The sequence below is a fragment of the Salipiger bermudensis genome (genome assembly GCF_017309175.1).
Lineage (GTDB): Bacteria > Pseudomonadota > Alphaproteobacteria > Rhodobacterales > Rhodobacteraceae > Salipiger > Salipiger bermudensis.
The window spans coordinates 241,326-256,324 of sequence record NZ_JAEKJV010000007.1 but is presented as its reverse complement, the minus strand read 5'-3'; the positions used below and the strand labels follow the sequence as shown (position 1 = coordinate 256,324).

The window sequence follows — 14,999 nt, the reverse complement described above, 5'->3', positions numbered from 1 at the left end:
CATCGTCGCGATCAACAAGGACGAAGAGGCGCCGATCTTCCAGGTCGCCGATTTCGGCCTCGTGGCGGACCTCTTCGAAGCGGTGCCGGCGCTGACCGAAAAGGTCTGAGCCCCGCGCCAGAGACAGCGAAAGGCCCGCCGGAAACGGCGGGCCTTTTTCGTTGCAGTGTTTTGCGGGAGCCCGTGCAACCATGCAGGGCGGCTGTGCAATCGCGGCCGTTGCCGCGGCGCAGCGAAGTGTTAGCTATCCAGTCAAATCCCATGCTGGAAAGGACTGACACCATGGCACTCAAGCTCAAGATCATCACCGCAAGCACGCGCCCGGGCCGCATCGGTCCGATCATCAGCAACTGGACCGCCGACCAAGCCAAGGCCCACGGCAAGTTCGATGTCGAGATCGTCGACCTTGCCTCCTTCGACCTGCCGCTGCTCGACGAGCCGAACCACCCGGCGATGCAGGACTACCAGCACGAGCACACCAAGAAATGGAGCGCCGCCATCGGGGATGCCGACGCGTTCCTCTTCGTGACCCCGGAATACAACTACTTCCCGCCCGCCTCGATCGTGAACGCGATCCAGGCTCTGGTTCTGGAATGGGCCCGCAAGCCCGCCGGCGTCGTCTCCTATGGCGGCATCTCGGGCGGCATGCGCGGTGCGCAGGAGCTGCGTGCCCTGCTGGCCAACATGAACGTCATGCCGCTCAAGCAGGTTGTGCCGATCCCGATGGTCTTCGGCGACATCACCGAAGAGCAGACCCTGACCCCGAACGAGGAAGTGCAGAAGGGCGCCGCCGGCCTCCTCGACGAGCTTCACGTCTGGGCCGAGGCGCTCAAGCCGGCCCGCGGCTGAGCCTCGACATCGTCTCGACATGGAACGGGCGCCGGATCCCTCCGGCGCCCGTTTCGTTTGCCTGACCCTCGGCTTCGGCTCAGCTAGACACCTGCTCGCGCAGGATCGAGGCGGTGAGCGAGATCATCAGGTAGATGCCCGAGAAGATCAGGAAGGCGAGGATGGTGTTCTCGAAGCTGCGCGGATAGCTCGGATCCTCGGAGGCCACAGGCACCACCGAGGTCGTCAGGTAGCGCGCCTGGCTGTCGGCATCGCGGCGCGCCTGCTCGAGACGCTCCAGCGCGGATTGCAGCATCAGGTCACGGGTCGCCAGATCGGCCTCGGCAAGCTGCACCTGCACCGCGATCTCGGCCAGCGAGTTCTCGCCCGTAGTGGCGGTGGTCATGTCGGCATTGAGCTCGGCCAGCAGGTTCTCGAGCCGGCGGACCTCTCCCTCGGCGCCCTGTACGCGCGCCGAGTTGGGACGGGCGTTGTCGAGCTGGGCCTGCAGCGCGAGCTTCTTCTCCTGCAACTGGATCTCGATATTGTTGATCTGGCTGCGCAGGGCGGCGATGCGGCCCTCGGGGTCGATCACCGCGCCTTCCTGCTGCATCCGCACCAGTTTCTCCTGCGCCGCGGCGCGGGCCTGCTCGGCCTCGGCGAGTCCCTCCTCGGCATCGGTCACCGCGTTCGACCGCTTGCGCAGCGACAGGTTGTCGACCCGCTCCTCGGCGTAGCCGATCAGCGCGCGGCTGAACTGGGCGGCGGTCTCGGGATCGGCGGCCATGATCTCCATCTTCAAAACGCCTTCGGTCGGATCGTAGCCGATCTCGATATTGCGCTTGTAGAGCTTGTAGGCCTCCTCGTTCGAGGCGCCGGGATCGAGCCGCTGGATCGGGTCGATCCAGTCCTGCTCGTAATGCGCCTTGAAGCCCTCGTCCCCATCGAGCCGCAGCATGGCGTCCTTCGAGAGCAGATAGCTCTGCACCGCGATGGCGTCCTGATTGGTGGCGAACTGGGTGCCGGAGAACAGGCTGCCCATCGAGGAACCGGAGTTCTCGGCCTTGAGGATGAGGAATTCCGACTTCGTGGCATACATCGGCGTGGCGACGACGTAGAAATAGTAGCCCGCGATCAGCGTCGGCAGCAGGACGAAGAAGGCCAGCCGGGTCAGCAGCAGCATGAGCCGCTTGCGACGGCGCGCGGCAAGCTCCTGCTGGATCTTGGAGATCTCGGCGGCGCGGCGTTCGGCCGGGCTGGCGGTCTCGGTCGAGGGCAGCTGGATCTTGTTGCCGCCGGCGGGCACGGTCTGCGGCAGCTGCACCTTGCCATCCGGCCGTTGCGCGGGCGGCTGACCGGGTGCTGCGGCACCGGGCGGCACCGCCCCTGCCCCGCCTGCGCCACCGGCCTCCGGCACCACGAGCTCGAGCATGTTGGCGCGCTGGAACGGGTCGATGCCGCGGGCCCGCAGCAGGCGCACCGCGTCGAAATCCGAGGTCGGAGCGAGCCCGTGCTTCTGCGCCACCCGCCGCGCCATGCGCAGCTGGCGCCCGGTCAGCCCCTCGCGGCGGATCGCATCCATGTCGACTTCGCCCGCGACCTGCGCCGCCGAGCTGACCTCGCCTGCGCGGGCCTTGGCGGCTTCTTGCGAGGGCGCGAATTGCGGGCGCTGCCGCGGCGTCTCGCCGGGCGCGGACGACGCCTGTCCCTGTGCCTGTGCCGGCTTCGCGGCAGAGGCCCGCGCGGGTTGCGTCGGCTTCGCCGCCGGCGCTGCAGCGGCCCGGCTCGGCTGCTCGCTGCGCGGCTGCGGCGGGACCTGCGGGGCGCTGGCCTCCTCTGGTGCGTGGGAGACGGGGGCGCTGCGGCGGACGCGGAACTTTCTAGCCTTGGGTTTCGTAGTCATAGAGCTGCTTCGCTTCTTCCAAGGTTTCAAACATGTGCAGCTTGCCGTCCATCAGCACGGCTGCTTTGCGCGCGAACTTCTCGAGGATCTGCGGCTGGTGCGAGACGATGATGATCGTCGTGGTGCGCAGCCGTTCGGCAAGGATGTCGCCGGCCTTGCGGTTGAACTCGACATCGGTCGAATTCGGCATGCCTTCGTCGATCAGGTAGATGTCGAAGTCGAGGGCCAGCATCAGCGAAAAGGTGAACCGCGACCGCATGCCGCTGGAATAGGTGCCGATCGGCTGGTCGAAATACTCGCCCAGCCCGCAGAGCCAGCGGCAGAAGCTCTCGACGTAGTCGGGATCGATGCCGTACATGCGCGCGATGAAGCGGGCGTTCTCGCGGGCCGAGATCTTCGAGACGACACCGCCCATGAAGCCCAGTGGGAACGACACCCGGCAGTTCTGGCGGATCTCGCCCTCGTCGGGCTTCTCGAGACCGGCCATCATGCGGATGAGCGTGGTCTTGCCGGTGCCGTTGGGGGCCAGGATGCCGAGAGACTGGCCCAGCTCGACCCGGAACGACACGCGGTCAAGGATCACCTTGCGCTGCACGCCGGTCCAGAAGGACTTGCTGACCATATCGAACTCTAACATCACCGTGCCTCGGCTCACCGGCGCCACTCTTTCTACCGTTGGCGCATTAAGCATGTCTTAGGTGCGAATTCAGGTGATATTATGGCCCGAATGGGAAACAAAGAACAATCCACCGCCAAGATAGCGCGTGGATTGTTCGCGATTAAGACCGTCTCAACCATGCCATGTGGGCACGGCCCTGCGGCAGTGTCGGCCCAGCCTCAGGCGTAGGCGCCCCAGAGCAGCCCGGCGATCATCGCGCCCAGGATGGCGTAGCCGAGATAGGCCGCGAAGACCCGCGGCTTGACCAGCGCCCAGACCGCGACCGCGGCAGGGATGCAGCTCACGCCGCCGGCCACCACGAAGCTCATCGCCGCCCCCGGGGCCATGCCCTGCGTCAGCAGCGCGTCGACCAGCGGCACCGCGGCGTAGCCGTTGAGATAGGCCGGCGCCCCGACGAAGGCCCCGAGCAGCACCGGCCACAGCCCCGTACCGCCAAGCAGGTTCGCGATCATCTCGGCGGGGATGTGGCGCAGCATCACCGCTTCGAGCAGGTAGGCCAGCAGCAGCCACTTGAGCAGGAAGACAAAGTTCGTCACGGCCTCGGTACGGAAGGTCTCGCGGCGCTCGGCCTCGCCCCAGAAGCGCCAGACCGGCTTGCCCTGGAACGGCTTTTTCACACCGCAGCAGCCGCCGACCTGCGGCTTCTCGCGCAGCGGATCGGCAAAGACCGGGCTGTTCTTGAGCATCATCGTCCCGACACCGCCCAAGAGGCCGATGCCCACCGCCGCCAACGTCTTGCCGATGGCGAAATCCCAGCCCAGCGTACCCGAGGTGATCAGGAACATCGCCGGGTCCATCAGCGGTGACGCCAGCCAGAACGCCATCACGGCACTCAGCGGTGCGCCCACTGCCAGAAGCGCTGCGATGAACGGGATCACCTGGCAGGAACAGAAGGGCGAGAGCCCGCCCAGCAGCGCGGCCAGCACGATCATCCGGGTCTCGCGCCCCTCGAAGGCGCGCGACAGCAGCGTCTCGGCCCCGGCGGCCTTCACATAGGCCACCGCAAGCACTGCGAAGAGGATGAATGGCGCGGTGCCCAGAAGCGCCTCGACCGCGAAGCCGATGGTGGGCCAGAGCTGCGCCGGCTCTGCCAGCGCGACGCCCGCAAGAACCGCGGCGCTTGCGGCCCAGGCCTTGTCGATCTTTGGCAGGCGGCTAGTGGGGGTGGTGGTATCAGCCATGGTCGTGCTCCGTGTCGCCGCAATCCGCGCAGCATTGGGTGAGAAGGAAATCCGACAGCGCACGCACCTCGTCATAGGCGGCGGCGGCGCAGATGATACTGCGCCCTTCGCGGGCCTGCTGCACCAGCCCGGCCTGGGTCAGGATGCGCAGGTGATGGGTGAGCGTGGAGCCGGTAACCCCGGCGCGCTGGCCAAGCTCACCGATGCTGAGCCCCGCGGGCCCGGAGCGCACCAGCACCTTGAGGACGTTGAGCCGCTGCTCGGAACCGAGTGCCGCGAATTTCGAGGCGGCGACTTCAAGCGCCATCTCCTGGGTGTGGGTCGGGGATGTCTCATTTTTCATACTTCTAGAATTATTGAAATAAGCGAGTCGGGCAAACGTTATTTCGACATTCCTAGAAATATAGAGGGGCTGGCATCCCGGCCGCCCGCGCCCTAGCTCTGGGGCATGACCGAGCCCCTTACCGCCCTCGCAGACGAACTGTCGCGCTGCCGACTCTGCGCCGAGCGTTTTGCCGCCACCGCCACCCGGCACTCTCCGCGCCCGGTGGTGTGGTTCGCCCCCGGCGCGCGGCTCCTGATCGCCAGCCAGGCGCCGGGGATGCGCGCCCACAACGCCGCGCGTCCCTTCGACGACCCGTCGGGCGTCCGGCTGCGGGCATGGCTCGGGCTTGATGACGCCACCTTCTGGGACCGCTCCCGCGTCGCCATCATGCCGATGGCCTTCTGCTTTCCGGGCTACGACGCACAGGGCTCCGACCTGCCGCCGCCGCCGATCTGCCGCCACACCTGGCATGACCGCCTGTTCGCGGCACTCGGCGAGGTCCGTCTGCGGCTCTATATCGGCGGCTACGCCCATCGCTACCATCTGGGCGTGAAGACCGGCGTCACCGAGACGGTGCGCAACTGGCGCGACCATCTTCCCGACGCTATCCCCTTGCCGCATCCGTCCTGGCGCAATACGGCATGGTTGAAACGCAACCCGTGGTTCGAGGACGAGCTGCTGCCCGTTCTGCGCGCCCGTGTCCGCGAGGTGATGGAATGACCGAAACAACCCCGCTCGACGCCGCCCATGCGGCGATGGAGGCCGCGCCGCTGGACGATGCCGCGCGCCTGCGCTTCTACGAACGGCTCGCCGACAGCGAGCTGTTCCTCCTGCTGACCAAGGAGGCCGAGGGCGATCAGATCGAGCCCGAACTGTTCGAGCTCGCCGATGCCAGCTTCGTGCTGGTCTTCGACCGCGAGGAACGCCTGTCGCAATTTGTCGGCCAGCCTGTCCCCTATGCCGCGCTCTCGGGGCGCAACGTGGCCGCGATGCTGACCGGTCAGGGCATCGGGCTCGCGGTCAATCTCGAGGTCGCGCCGTCCTCGATCCTGCTGCCGCCGCAAGCGGTGGACTGGCTCTCCGAGACGCTGGGCCACGGCCCGCAGGAGGCCGAAGCCGGGATCGAAGAGGTCACCGCGCCAGGCGGCCTGCCCGAAGTGCTGATCACCGCGCTCGATACCAAGCTCGCCACCGCCGCGGGACTTGCGCGCTGCGCCTGGCTCGCCGGCGTGCGCTATGCCGATGGCAGCCGCAGCCACCTGCTGGCCTTCGCCGGTGCCACCCCCGGCGCCGAGGACGCGCTGGCCCGCGCGGTCAACGAGGCGCTGGTGTTCTCCGGCATCGAGGCCGGGTCACTGGACGTGAGCTTCGTGCGCGACGCCGAGCCGCTGGCGGCGCTGCTGGCGCGGGTCGGGCTGCGCTTCGACCTGCCCGAGCTGCACGAACCCCAGCGCGCCGAGCGCGCCGCGCCCGGCTCCGATCCCGACAGCCCGCCGATCCTGCGCTAGAGCCTTAGCTCCGCGCGCAGCGTCGGCAAGGTGTCGCCCGGCGCCGGTGTCGCCTCCCAGACCGCGCGGGCGATGGCGCGGGCAAGGCAGAGGCTTGCGGCGTGGCCGATCTGAGCCAGCTGCAGCGCCGGCGCCTCCAGCGCGCGGCGCCCCGTCGCGGCCGAGAACACCAGGTCGCCATCCATCGGCGTGTGCGCCGGCACGATGGCCCGCGCGATGCCGTCATGCGCCGCCACCGCCACGCGGTGACACTGCGCCTTGTCGAGGGCCGCATCGGTCGCCACCACCGCGATGGTGGTGTTGCCCTGCGCCGCCATCGCGGCACTCTTGCGGCTCTGCGGTAGCGCCACGCCGCTCGCCGGGTCCACACCCAGCGCCCCGAACTCGCCGCCCATCTCGTGCGGCGCGGCCCAGAAATGCCGCCCCGAGGGCGTGGTGACGCTGCCCAGCGGGTTCACCGCCACCAGCGCGCCCACGGTGATGCCATCGTCGAGCACCAGGCTCGCCGAGCCGAGCCCGCCCTTGTGCATCGCGGTCTGCGCGCCGCAGCCCGCCCCGACACTGCCAAGCCCAAAGTTCTCCCCCGCCGCCGCCAACGCTTTGCGCCCCAGCCCCGGGTAGGGGTTCTCGGCCCACGCCTTGTCGCCACCATTGAGCAGATCGAAGAGGATCGCCGCCGGCACCAGCGGCACCCGCGCCGAGAGCACCTCGAAGCCGCGCCCGGCCTCGTGCAGCGCATCCATCACCCCTTGCGCCGCCGCCAGCCCGAAAGCACTGCCACCGGAGAGCACCAGAGCATCCACCCCCGGCGCCGACTTGTCCGGCGCCAGCAGATCGGTTTCCCGCGTGCCGGGTGCCCCGCCCATCACCGCCACCGAGGCCACGAAGGGCGCCTCCGCAGTGACCACGCTGACACCCGACTTCAGGCCCGCATCCTCGGCGTGGCCGACATGCAGCCCCTCCACATCGGTGATCAGGTTTCTCGGTCCCGGTCGCATCGCATTCTCCCCTGTCTTCCGGCGACCCTCGCCAGGGCCGGGGATCAGCGCAATCCCCCGCCCCTTCTCTGGTTCAAAAATACCTCGGGGGGAGTCCGCGCCTGCGCGGACGGGGGCAGCGCCCCCACCCACCCTACCCGCAAACGCGACGGCTCAGCCGCTAGATACAGCGCCCGCCATCCACTTCCATGCAGACACCGGTGACCATCGACGCCTCGTCCGAGCACAGGAACAGCGCCGCATTGGCGAGATCCTCCGGCGTCGAGAACCGCCCGATGGGGATGGTCGACAGGAACTTCGCCCGCATCTCGGGCGTGTCCTCGCCCATGAAGCTCGCCAGAAGCGGCGTGTCGCCCGCCACCGGGTTCAGCGCGTTGACCCGCACCCCCGCCGGCGCCAGCTCGATCGCCATCGCCTTGGTGGCGGTGTTCATCCAGCCCTTCGAGGCATTGTACCAGTTGAGCCGCGGTCGCGGCGAGACGCCAGCCGTCGAGGCCACGTTCAGGATCGCCCCGGCGCCCAGCTCCTTCATATGCCCGACCAGCGCCCGCGCCGTGAGGTAGACCGACTTGCAGTTCACCGCGAAGACGCGGTCGAAATCGTCCTCCGAGACCTCCTCCATCGGCGCAGGTAGGTGGGTGATGCCGGCGTTGTTGACGAGGATGTCGACCCGGCCCATCTCGGCCACCGCGCGGGCGACCATCTCGGCCACGCTGTCGCCATTCGCGACGTCGACCCGCTGCGCGATGCCGCCGCAGGCCGAGGCCACGCGTTCTGCGCCCTCGGCGTTGATGTCGGCCACCATAACCTGCGCGCCCTCGGCGGCGAAGCGCATGGCGATGCCCTCGCCAAAGCCGGATCCGGCGCCGGTCACGATGGCGCGTTTGCCCTCAAGTCTCATGTCCTGTCTCCTCCCTGAAAATCCTGCTCAGCCGTGATGCGCGGCGACGGTCTTGAGCACCGAGAAGCCGTAGAGCGCCTCGAAGCCCTTCTCGCGCCCGTGGCCCGACTTGCCGACGCCGCCGAAGGGCAGCTCCACCCCGCCGCCGGCGCCGTAATTGTTGAGAAACACCTGCCCCGCGCGCAGTTTCCTGGCGAGCCGCATCTGGCGTGCGCCGTCGCGGGTCCAGACGCTGGCCACGAGGCCGTACGCGGTGCCATTGGCGATCTTCACCGCCTCGCCCTCGCTGTCAAAAGGCACGATGACCTGCACCGGGCCGAAGACCTCGTCCTGCGCCAGCAGGTGATCCGCGGGCACCGGGCCGAAGAGCGCCGGCTGCACGTAGGTGCCGCCTTCTGGCAAATCGGCGGCAAGCTGCGCGCGGGCGAGCAGTGGCAGGTCGGCGCCTTGCTCGAGAAAGCCCTCGACCCGCGCCTTCTGGGTGGCGTTGATCAGCGGGCCGACATCGGGGTCGTCCATCGCCGGGCCCACCACCTTGGCGGCATAGGCCTCGGCCATGCGGCGACTGACCTCGTCGAAGACCGGGCGCTCGACCAGGATGCGCGACGAGGCCGAGCAGGTCTGCCCGGCATTCTGCAGCCCGGCATTGACGAGGAAGGGCAGCGCCGCGTCGAGATCGGCATCGGCGAAGACGAGCTGCGGCGACTTGCCGCCAAGCTCCAGCGTCACCGGCACCACGTTGGCGCCCGCCGCCTGCTGCACGGCGGCCCCGGTGCCGACGGAGCCGGTGAAACTCACATGCTGGATGCCGGGATGAGCCGAGAGCGCCGCACCGGCCTCGGAACCCAGCCCCGGCACCACGTTGAGCGCGCCGGCGGGCAGGCCGGCCTGCTGCGCCAGCCGGGCGAAGGCCAGCGCCGACAGGCAGGCATCCTCGGCTGGCTTCAGCACGCAGGCATTGCCCATGGTCAGCGCCGCGCCGACCGAACGCCCGATGATCTGCATCGGGTAGTTCCACGGCACGATATGGCCGGTCACCCCGTGCGGCTCACGCAGGGTGTAGACGGTGTAGCCGTCGAGATAGGGGATGGTGGTGCCGTGCACCTTGTCGGCGGCGCCGCCGTAGAACTCGCAATAGCGCGCCAGCGCCACCGCGTCGGCCCGGGCCTGGGTCAGCGGCTTGCCGACGTCCATCGCCTCGAGCTCGGCCAGCTCGTCCACATGGTCAAGCACCAGAGCAGAGAGCCGGGTCAGGATGCGGCCGCGTTCGAGCGCGGTCATGCGGCCCCAGTCGCCTTCGAGCGCCGCCTGCGCCGCAGAGACCGCCGCGTCGATATCCAAAGCGCGACCGCGGGCGATGCGGCCGATCTCCGCTCCGGTCGACGGGTTCACGATGGGCAGCGTGTCGGCGCTGTCGCGCCACTCGCCGCCGATCAACATCTGCGCGCTGTCCCGCGCAAGGCTCAGATGCGCGTCACCGCGCGTCAGGCTCTCGGTCATCCGCTTGTCCTCCTCCCGGTGGCCGCGGCAGGGATGGTGCGGCGGCCAGCAGGGATTTGGTATACCAGTGAGCGGGGTTGTCAAATACCCTCTCGGTCTCCCCGGCCTCGACGATCTCGCCGCCGCGCATGACGAGCACCCGGTCGGTGATGCCGCGCACCACGCTCAGGTCGTGCGAGATGAACAGGTAGGTCAGCCCGTATTGCCGCGACAGATCCGCGATCAGGTCGAGAATCTGCGCCCGCACCCGCACGTCGAGGGCGGAGACCGCCTCGTCGAAGATCACCAGCTCGGGCCGGATGATCAGGGCGCGGGCGATGGCGATGCGCTGACGCTGGCCGCCGGAGAAGGCGTGGATGTGCTGCTCGGCATGGTCTGGCTTCAGCCCCACATCGATGAGCGCCCGGGCGATGGCGGCGGCGCGCTCGGGGCCGCGGGGCGGGTCGTCGAGCAGATGGAAGGGCTCGGCGATCAGTCGGCCCACGCGGTGGCGCGGGTCGAACGAGCCGTAGGGGTCCTGGAACACCACCTGCACCCGGCGGCGCACGGCGCGGTCGGGCTTGCGGTGGCGATAGACCGGCGCCCCGTCGAGCGTGATGGCGCCCGCCTGCACCGGCTCGAGCCCGAGAATGGCACGCGCGAGCGTGGACTTGCCGCAGCCCGACTCGCCCACCAGCCCGACACGCTCGCCCCGTGCGATTTCGAAGCTGACGCCGTTCACCGCGACCTGCGCCCGACCGGGACGGAAGAGCCCTTGGCGCGGGCCGGGATAGTGACGCGTGACGGTCTCGACGCGCAAGAGCGGCCCGTCGGGCCGCGCCTCTGGCAAATCGGCGCGGTGGCGCGAGGCCTCGAAGAGCTGGCGGGTATAGGGGTGACGCATCTCGGCGAAGAGCCGCGCGGTTGCGCCCTGCTCGACGATCTCTCCGGAGTTCATCACCGCGATGCGGTCGGCCATCTCCGAGACCACCGCGAGATCGTGGGTGATCATCATCAGCCCCATGCCCTCCTCGCGCACGAGCTCGCGCAGCAGGTCGAGGATCTGCGCCTGCGTGGTCACGTCGAGCGCGGTGGTGGGCTCGTCGGCGATCAGGAGCTTCGGACGCAGGGCGATGGCCATGGCGATGACGACGCGCTGGCGCTGGCCGCCGGAGAGCTCGTGCGGGTAGCGGCTCGGCGGCACGCGTTCGGGCGGCAGGCCGACGCGGGCCAGCATCTCGGCGGCGCGGGCGTTTGCCGCGGCGCGGGGCATGGCCTTGTGCACGAGGATGGTCTCGGCCACCTGCGCGCCGATGCGCTGCACCGGGTTGAGCGCGGTCATCGGCTCCTGAAAGATCATGCCGATCTCGCGGCCCCTGATGGCGCAGAGCCTGCGCTCGGAGAGCTGGCAGAGATTGGTCCCGTCGAGACGCAGGGCGCCGGAGGTCTCGGCGCCCTGAGGCAGGAGTCCCATGGCGGCGAGCGCGGTCATCGACTTGCCGGAACCCGACTCCCCGGTCAGCGCCACGATCTCGCCGGGTGCGATGGTGAGCGACAGCTCTCTGAGGATCGGCTTGCCGTGAATCGTGAGCGAGAGCGCATCGATCTCGAGCAGAGGTTTCGAACCGGACTGCGTCCGGTCCGACAGGTGCGAGGGGCGCTGCCCCTCGCGCTCCCCGAGGTATTTGGAAACCAGAGAAGGGGTCATGCGCGCACCATTCCCAGCCTCGGGTCGAGCCGGTCGCGCAGGCCATCGCCCAGCAGGTTGAGGCCGAGCACGGTCAGGACGATGGCGAGGCCCGGGATGATCGCCACATGCGGGGCGAGCGCCACCATGGTCTGGGCGTCGGCCAGCATCCGACCCCAGGACGGGATCGGAGGCTGGGCGCCTAGGCCGACATAGGACAGGCCCGCTTCCGCGAGGATGCCGAGCGAGAACTGGATGGTGCCCTGCACGATCAGCAGGTTGGCAATGTTGGGCAGGATGTGCTCGGCGCTGATCCGGGGCGCAGACTTGCCGGCGGTGCGGGCCGCGAGGATGAACTCGCGCCGCCACAGGCTCAGCGCCGCACCGCGCGACAGCCGCGCAAAGACCGGGATGTTGAAGATGCCGATGGCGATGATGGCGTTGGTGGCGCCGGGGCCGAAGATGGCGGTGATCAAGATCGCGATGACGAGGCTCGGGAAGGCGAAGATCAGGTCGTTCATCCGCATGATCGCCTCGTCGAGCCAGCCGCCCGCGCGCGCCGCGGCGGCAAGGCCCAGCGGCACGCCGAGCCCGAGCCCGATGCCCACCGCCACCAGCGCCACGGCGATCGAGGTGCGGGCGCCGACCATCACGAGGCTCAGCATGTCGCGGCCGAAATGGTCGGTGCCGAGCCAGTGTGCCGCCGAGGGCGGCTGCAGGCGCTCGGTGATGGCGACGGTGTCGGTGGGGTACGGCGTCCAGACGAAAGACAGCAGCGCGGCACCGACAAACAGCGCCGTGAGCAGCGTGCCGAGGATCAGGTTGCGGCTCATCGGCGCCTCCTCAGTCGGGGATCGACGGCGGCATAGGCGAGATCGGTGACGAAGGTCACCACGATCACCGCGAAGACCAGCAGCATCACCACCGACTCGACCACGATCAGGTCGCGCTGGGTGATGGCCTGGAAGATCAGCCGCCCCAGCCCCGGCAGGAAGAACACCTGCTCGATGATGATCGCCCCGGCCAGCAGGAAGGAGAATTGCAGCCCGATGATGGTCAGCACCGGAATGAGCGCGTTGCGCACCCCGTGGCGCCACAGCGCCTGCCGGCGCGAGAGCCCCTTGGCACGGGCGGTGCGGATGAAATCCTCGTGCAGGATGTCGATCAGCGCCGAGCGCATGACGCGGGCGAGGATCGCCGCCTGCGGCAGGGCCAGCGCCACCGCCGGCAGGGTCAGCGCCTTCAGCCCCTGCAGCGGATCGTCCCAGCCGGGAAAGCCGCCGGCGCTGAACCAGCGCAGCTTCAGCGCAAAGAGCAGCACCAGCAGCATCGCGAACCAGAAATTCGGCACTGCGACGCCCAGCTGGGTCGCGCCCATCACTGCCACGTCACCGGGTTTGCCACGCCGCGCGGCGGCGAAAATGCCCGCCGGGAAAGCGATCAGAGTCGAGAGCAGCAGCGCGTAGAGCGCCAGCGGCAGCGAGACCTGCACCCGCTCGGCCACCATCTGCGCCACCGGCGCGCGGTAGGTGTAGGAGGTGCCGAAATCGCCCTGCACCATGCCCGAGAACCAGACGAGGTAGCGCTCATGCACCGGCAGATCGAGCCCCAGCTCGGCACGCAGCGCGGCGACGGTGTCGGGCCGGGCATTGATCCCCAGCATGAAACTCGCGGGATCGCCCGGCGCGACCTCGACCACGAGGAAGATCACCAGCGAGGCGATGGCGAGGCTGATCGCCAGGATGAACAGCCGTTTCAGCGCGTAGGCCAGCATCGGGCGCCTACCGGGCCGCGGCGGATCGGGGCGCGCCGCTCATGAGGCCAGAAGCTCCAGCGGATCGTAGCCGGGGCCGGTCTCCCAGGCCACCTTGGGAAGGCTGTCGGGCTTGTAGCGCAGGCTCGCCATCTCGTCGCGGGTGACGAAGCGGCGGGTGTGCACCACGCCCTCAGGGTCGCGCCAGTCGTCCGACAGCGCACCGTCGGTGATCTCGCAGCGGAAGAACAGCTCGACCTGGTGAAAGCCGGTCTCAGGGGCGTGGTATTCGTTGACGAGACAGGGCAGGCCGACACGCACGGTGAGGCCGGTCTCCTCGTGGACCTCGCGGGCGAGGTTGTCGTGCAGCGAGGCGCCCTTCTCGACGCCGCCGCCGGGGGCGCACCAGAGATCGCTCTTCTGCCCGGGCCAGGCATTGACCAGCAGCAGGCGGTTTTCGTGCAGGATGACGGCGCGGGTGGCAAGGCGGGGCGAGGTCGACATGGGCGGAGATTTGCACCTTTCGCGCGGCGGTGGAAGGCCGTATTCCCACGCCCATGATCCGCGTTCCCGTTCTGCCACCCTGCCCTGCAAAGGGCGCCTGCCGATGATCGAGCTGAGCTTCGAGAATGCCCGCGTGATGCGACCGGGCGGCTGGAGCGATGCGCCCCTGTCGGTGGCCAAGGGGGTGATCTGCGATACGCCCGAGGGGCGGCGGGTGGATCTTGGCGGCTACGACATCCTGCCGGGAATCGTCGACGCCCATGGCGACGGGTTCGAGCGCCACATGGCACCCCGGCGCGGGGCGCTGCGCGAGCGTGACGCCGGCATGGTGGCCTGCGCCGCCGAGCTCGCCGCGAACGGCATTACCACGGCGATGCTGGCGCAGTTCTGGTCGTGGGAAGGCGGGATGCGCGGGCCGGAATTTGCCGAGGAGGTGTTTGCCTCCGTGGCCGAGGTGGCGCCGACGGTGCCGGTGGACCTGCGCCTGCAGCTGCGGCTCGAGACCCATTTCCTCGACTCCTTCGCCCGCGCCGAGGAGGCGATCGAGCGCTGGGGCATCGGCTACGTGGTGTTCAACGACCACCTGCCGCACGCAAGGCTCGCCGAGGGGCGCAAGCCTCCGCGTCTCACCGGGCAGGCGCTGAAATCCGGGCGCTCGCCCGAGACGCACCTGGCGCTGATGCAGGCACTGCACGCGCGCAGCGCCGAGGTTCCGCAAGCGCTCGACGGGCTCTGTGCGCGGCTGGCCGCACGCGGCTGCCGCATGGGCAGCCATGACGACCGCAGCGCCGAGGGCCGCGCCGCTTGGCGCGCGCGCGGGGTGCGGGTGTCCGAGTTCCCCGAGACGGTGGAGGCGGCACAGGCGGCGCGCGAGGGCGGCGATACGGTGGTGCTCGGCGCACCCAACGTGGTGCGCGGGGCGAGTCATGCCGGCAACGTGGCGGCGAGCGAGCTCATCGGGCTGGGGCTCTGCGATGCGCTGGCCTCGGATTACCACTACCCCGCCCCGGCGCGCGCCGCGTGGCGCTGCGTCGAGCTAGGCCTGCTCGACGAGGCGCAGGCGTGGCGGATGGTCTCGGAAGGGCCGGCGCGGCTCTTGGGCCTTGAGGATCGCGGCAGGCTGGAGGCCGGCCTGCGCGCCGATCTGGTGGTGATGGACCGCGCCACCCGCCGCATCGTGCTGACGATGGCGGGCGGGCGCATCGCGTGGCTCTCGGGAGAGATCGCCGAGCGGCTGCTCTAGGCCACGAGCG

At 69.3% G+C, this 14,999-nt stretch carries 15 protein-coding genes and 1 pseudogene; 5 read left to right on the top strand and 11 right to left on the bottom strand.

Annotated elements, in window-relative coordinates:
* Nucleotides 1–109 (top strand): annotated as a pseudogene (locus JF542_RS12005) (electron transfer flavoprotein subunit alpha/FixB family protein); the annotation flags it as partial.
* A 173-nt stretch (nucleotides 110–282) separates the two neighbouring features.
* On the top strand, nucleotides 283–849 hold the full coding sequence (locus JF542_RS12000; protein WP_207076008.1) for an NADPH-dependent FMN reductase: 567 nt from the start codon (nucleotides 283–285) through the stop codon (nucleotides 847–849).
* A gap of 79 nt (nucleotides 850–928) precedes the next feature.
* On the opposite strand, the gene JF542_RS11995 is transcribed toward JF542_RS12000, so the two are convergent.
* The 4 genes from JF542_RS11995 to JF542_RS11980 all read right to left on the bottom strand — a co-directional run bounded on the left by JF542_RS11995 (nucleotide 929) and on the right by JF542_RS11980 (nucleotide 4,934).
* Complete coding sequence (locus tag JF542_RS11995; protein ID WP_207076007.1) at nucleotides 929–2,731, bottom strand: KpsE/RkpR family capsule polysaccharide export protein; 1,803 nt, start codon at nucleotides 2,729–2,731, stop codon at nucleotides 929–931.
* A complete protein-coding gene (locus tag JF542_RS11990) occupies nucleotides 2,709–3,368 on the bottom strand; it encodes an ABC transporter ATP-binding protein (RefSeq protein ID WP_007793709.1) in 660 nt (219 codons plus the stop codon). Before JF542_RS11990 ends, JF542_RS11995 begins: the two co-directional genes overlap by 23 nt.
* Nucleotides 3,369–3,568: 200 nt before the next feature.
* Complete coding sequence (locus tag JF542_RS11985; protein ID WP_007793707.1) at nucleotides 3,569–4,591, bottom strand: permease; 1,023 nt, start codon at nucleotides 4,589–4,591, stop codon at nucleotides 3,569–3,571.
* The gene (locus tag JF542_RS11980; RefSeq protein ID WP_040544333.1) at nucleotides 4,584–4,934 is read right to left on the bottom strand and encodes an ArsR/SmtB family transcription factor; all 351 of its coding nucleotides are present in this window, start codon (nucleotides 4,932–4,934) and stop codon (nucleotides 4,584–4,586) included. Before JF542_RS11980 ends, JF542_RS11985 begins: the two co-directional genes overlap by 8 nt.
* Before the next feature lie 105 nt (nucleotides 4,935–5,039).
* Between JF542_RS11980 and JF542_RS11975 the strand changes: the two genes are divergently transcribed.
* Nucleotides 5,040–5,636: a uracil-DNA glycosylase family protein gene (locus JF542_RS11975; RefSeq protein WP_207076006.1), complete on the top strand. Its 597-nt coding sequence runs from the start codon at nucleotides 5,040–5,042 to the stop codon at nucleotides 5,634–5,636.
* Nucleotides 5,633–6,424, top strand: a complete 792-nt coding sequence (locus JF542_RS11970; RefSeq protein WP_207076005.1) for an SseB family protein — start codon at nucleotides 5,633–5,635, stop codon at nucleotides 6,422–6,424. The genes JF542_RS11975 and JF542_RS11970 overlap by 4 nt, the downstream gene beginning before the upstream one ends.
* On the opposite strand, the gene JF542_RS11965 is transcribed toward JF542_RS11970, so the two are convergent.
* The 7 genes from JF542_RS11965 to JF542_RS11935 form a co-directional block, all read right to left on the bottom strand.
* Nucleotides 6,421–7,422, bottom strand: coding sequence for a P1 family peptidase (locus tag JF542_RS11965; RefSeq protein WP_207076004.1), 1,002 nt, complete (start codon nucleotides 7,420–7,422; stop codon nucleotides 6,421–6,423). The genes JF542_RS11970 and JF542_RS11965 overlap by 4 nt on opposite strands.
* Before the next feature lie 160 nt (nucleotides 7,423–7,582).
* On the bottom strand, nucleotides 7,583–8,323 hold the full coding sequence (locus JF542_RS11960) for an SDR family oxidoreductase (RefSeq protein ID WP_207076003.1): 741 nt from the start codon (nucleotides 8,321–8,323) through the stop codon (nucleotides 7,583–7,585).
* 27 nt (nucleotides 8,324–8,350) lie between these two features.
* Complete coding sequence (locus JF542_RS11955) at nucleotides 8,351–9,823, bottom strand: aldehyde dehydrogenase family protein (protein WP_423734653.1); 1,473 nt, start codon at nucleotides 9,821–9,823, stop codon at nucleotides 8,351–8,353.
* Nucleotides 9,798–11,510 (bottom strand): ABC transporter ATP-binding protein, encoded by a 1,713-nt coding sequence (locus tag JF542_RS11950; RefSeq protein ID WP_242533719.1) that lies wholly within the window; start codon nucleotides 11,508–11,510, stop codon nucleotides 9,798–9,800. Before JF542_RS11950 ends, JF542_RS11955 begins: the two co-directional genes overlap by 26 nt.
* Nucleotides 11,507–12,322, bottom strand: coding sequence for an ABC transporter permease (locus JF542_RS11945; protein WP_207076002.1), 816 nt, complete (start codon nucleotides 12,320–12,322; stop codon nucleotides 11,507–11,509). The genes JF542_RS11950 and JF542_RS11945 overlap by 4 nt, the downstream gene beginning before the upstream one ends.
* Nucleotides 12,319–13,263 (bottom strand): ABC transporter permease, encoded by a 945-nt coding sequence (locus JF542_RS11940; RefSeq protein WP_207076001.1) that lies wholly within the window; start codon nucleotides 13,261–13,263, stop codon nucleotides 12,319–12,321. The genes JF542_RS11945 and JF542_RS11940 overlap by 4 nt, the downstream gene beginning before the upstream one ends.
* A gap of 39 nt (nucleotides 13,264–13,302) precedes the next feature.
* Nucleotides 13,303–13,746: an NUDIX domain-containing protein gene (locus JF542_RS11935; RefSeq protein ID WP_207076000.1), complete on the bottom strand. Its 444-nt coding sequence runs from the start codon at nucleotides 13,744–13,746 to the stop codon at nucleotides 13,303–13,305.
* Nucleotides 13,747–13,849: 103 nt separating this feature from the next.
* Here JF542_RS11935 and JF542_RS11930 point away from each other — a divergent pair, with 103 nt between their 5' ends.
* A complete protein-coding gene (locus tag JF542_RS11930) occupies nucleotides 13,850–14,989 on the top strand; it encodes an alpha-D-ribose 1-methylphosphonate 5-triphosphate diphosphatase (protein WP_207075999.1) in 1,140 nt (379 codons plus the stop codon).
* Nucleotides 14,990–14,999 lie beyond the last annotated feature (10 nt).

Excerpts from the sequence above, each read along its gene's own strand:
- JF542_RS12000 (WP_207076008.1), top strand. The coding sequence starts at position 283 with ATGGCACTCAAGCTCAAGATCATCACCGCAAGCACGCGCCCGGGCCGC.
- JF542_RS11995 (WP_207076007.1), bottom strand. The coding sequence starts at position 2,731 with ATGACTACGAAACCCAAGGCTAGAAAGTTCCGCGTCCGCCGCAGCGCC.
- JF542_RS11990 (WP_007793709.1), bottom strand. The coding sequence starts at position 3,368 with ATGTTAGAGTTCGATATGGTCAGCAAGTCCTTCTGGACCGGCGTGCAG.
- JF542_RS11985 (WP_007793707.1), bottom strand. The coding sequence starts at position 4,591 with ATGGCTGATACCACCACCCCCACTAGCCGCCTGCCAAAGATCGACAAG.
- JF542_RS11980 (WP_040544333.1), bottom strand. The coding sequence starts at position 4,934 with ATGAAAAATGAGACATCCCCGACCCACACCCAGGAGATGGCGCTTGAA.
- JF542_RS11975 (WP_207076006.1), top strand. The coding sequence starts at position 5,040 with ATGACCGAGCCCCTTACCGCCCTCGCAGACGAACTGTCGCGCTGCCGA.
- JF542_RS11970 (WP_207076005.1), top strand. The coding sequence starts at position 5,633 with ATGACCGAAACAACCCCGCTCGACGCCGCCCATGCGGCGATGGAGGCC.
- JF542_RS11965 (WP_207076004.1), bottom strand. The coding sequence starts at position 7,422 with ATGCGACCGGGACCGAGAAACCTGATCACCGATGTGGAGGGGCTGCAT.
- JF542_RS11960 (WP_207076003.1), bottom strand. The coding sequence starts at position 8,323 with ATGAGACTTGAGGGCAAACGCGCCATCGTGACCGGCGCCGGATCCGGC.
- JF542_RS11955 (WP_423734653.1), bottom strand. The coding sequence starts at position 9,823 with ATGACCGAGAGCCTGACGCGCGGTGACGCGCATCTGAGCCTTGCGCGG.
- JF542_RS11950 (WP_242533719.1), bottom strand. The coding sequence starts at position 11,510 with ATGACCCCTTCTCTGGTTTCCAAATACCTCGGGGAGCGCGAGGGGCAG.
- JF542_RS11945 (WP_207076002.1), bottom strand. The coding sequence starts at position 12,322 with ATGAGCCGCAACCTGATCCTCGGCACGCTGCTCACGGCGCTGTTTGTC.
- JF542_RS11940 (WP_207076001.1), bottom strand. The coding sequence starts at position 13,263 with ATGCTGGCCTACGCGCTGAAACGGCTGTTCATCCTGGCGATCAGCCTC.
- JF542_RS11935 (WP_207076000.1), bottom strand. The coding sequence starts at position 13,746 with ATGTCGACCTCGCCCCGCCTTGCCACCCGCGCCGTCATCCTGCACGAA.
- JF542_RS11930 (WP_207075999.1), top strand. The coding sequence starts at position 13,850 with ATGATCGAGCTGAGCTTCGAGAATGCCCGCGTGATGCGACCGGGCGGC.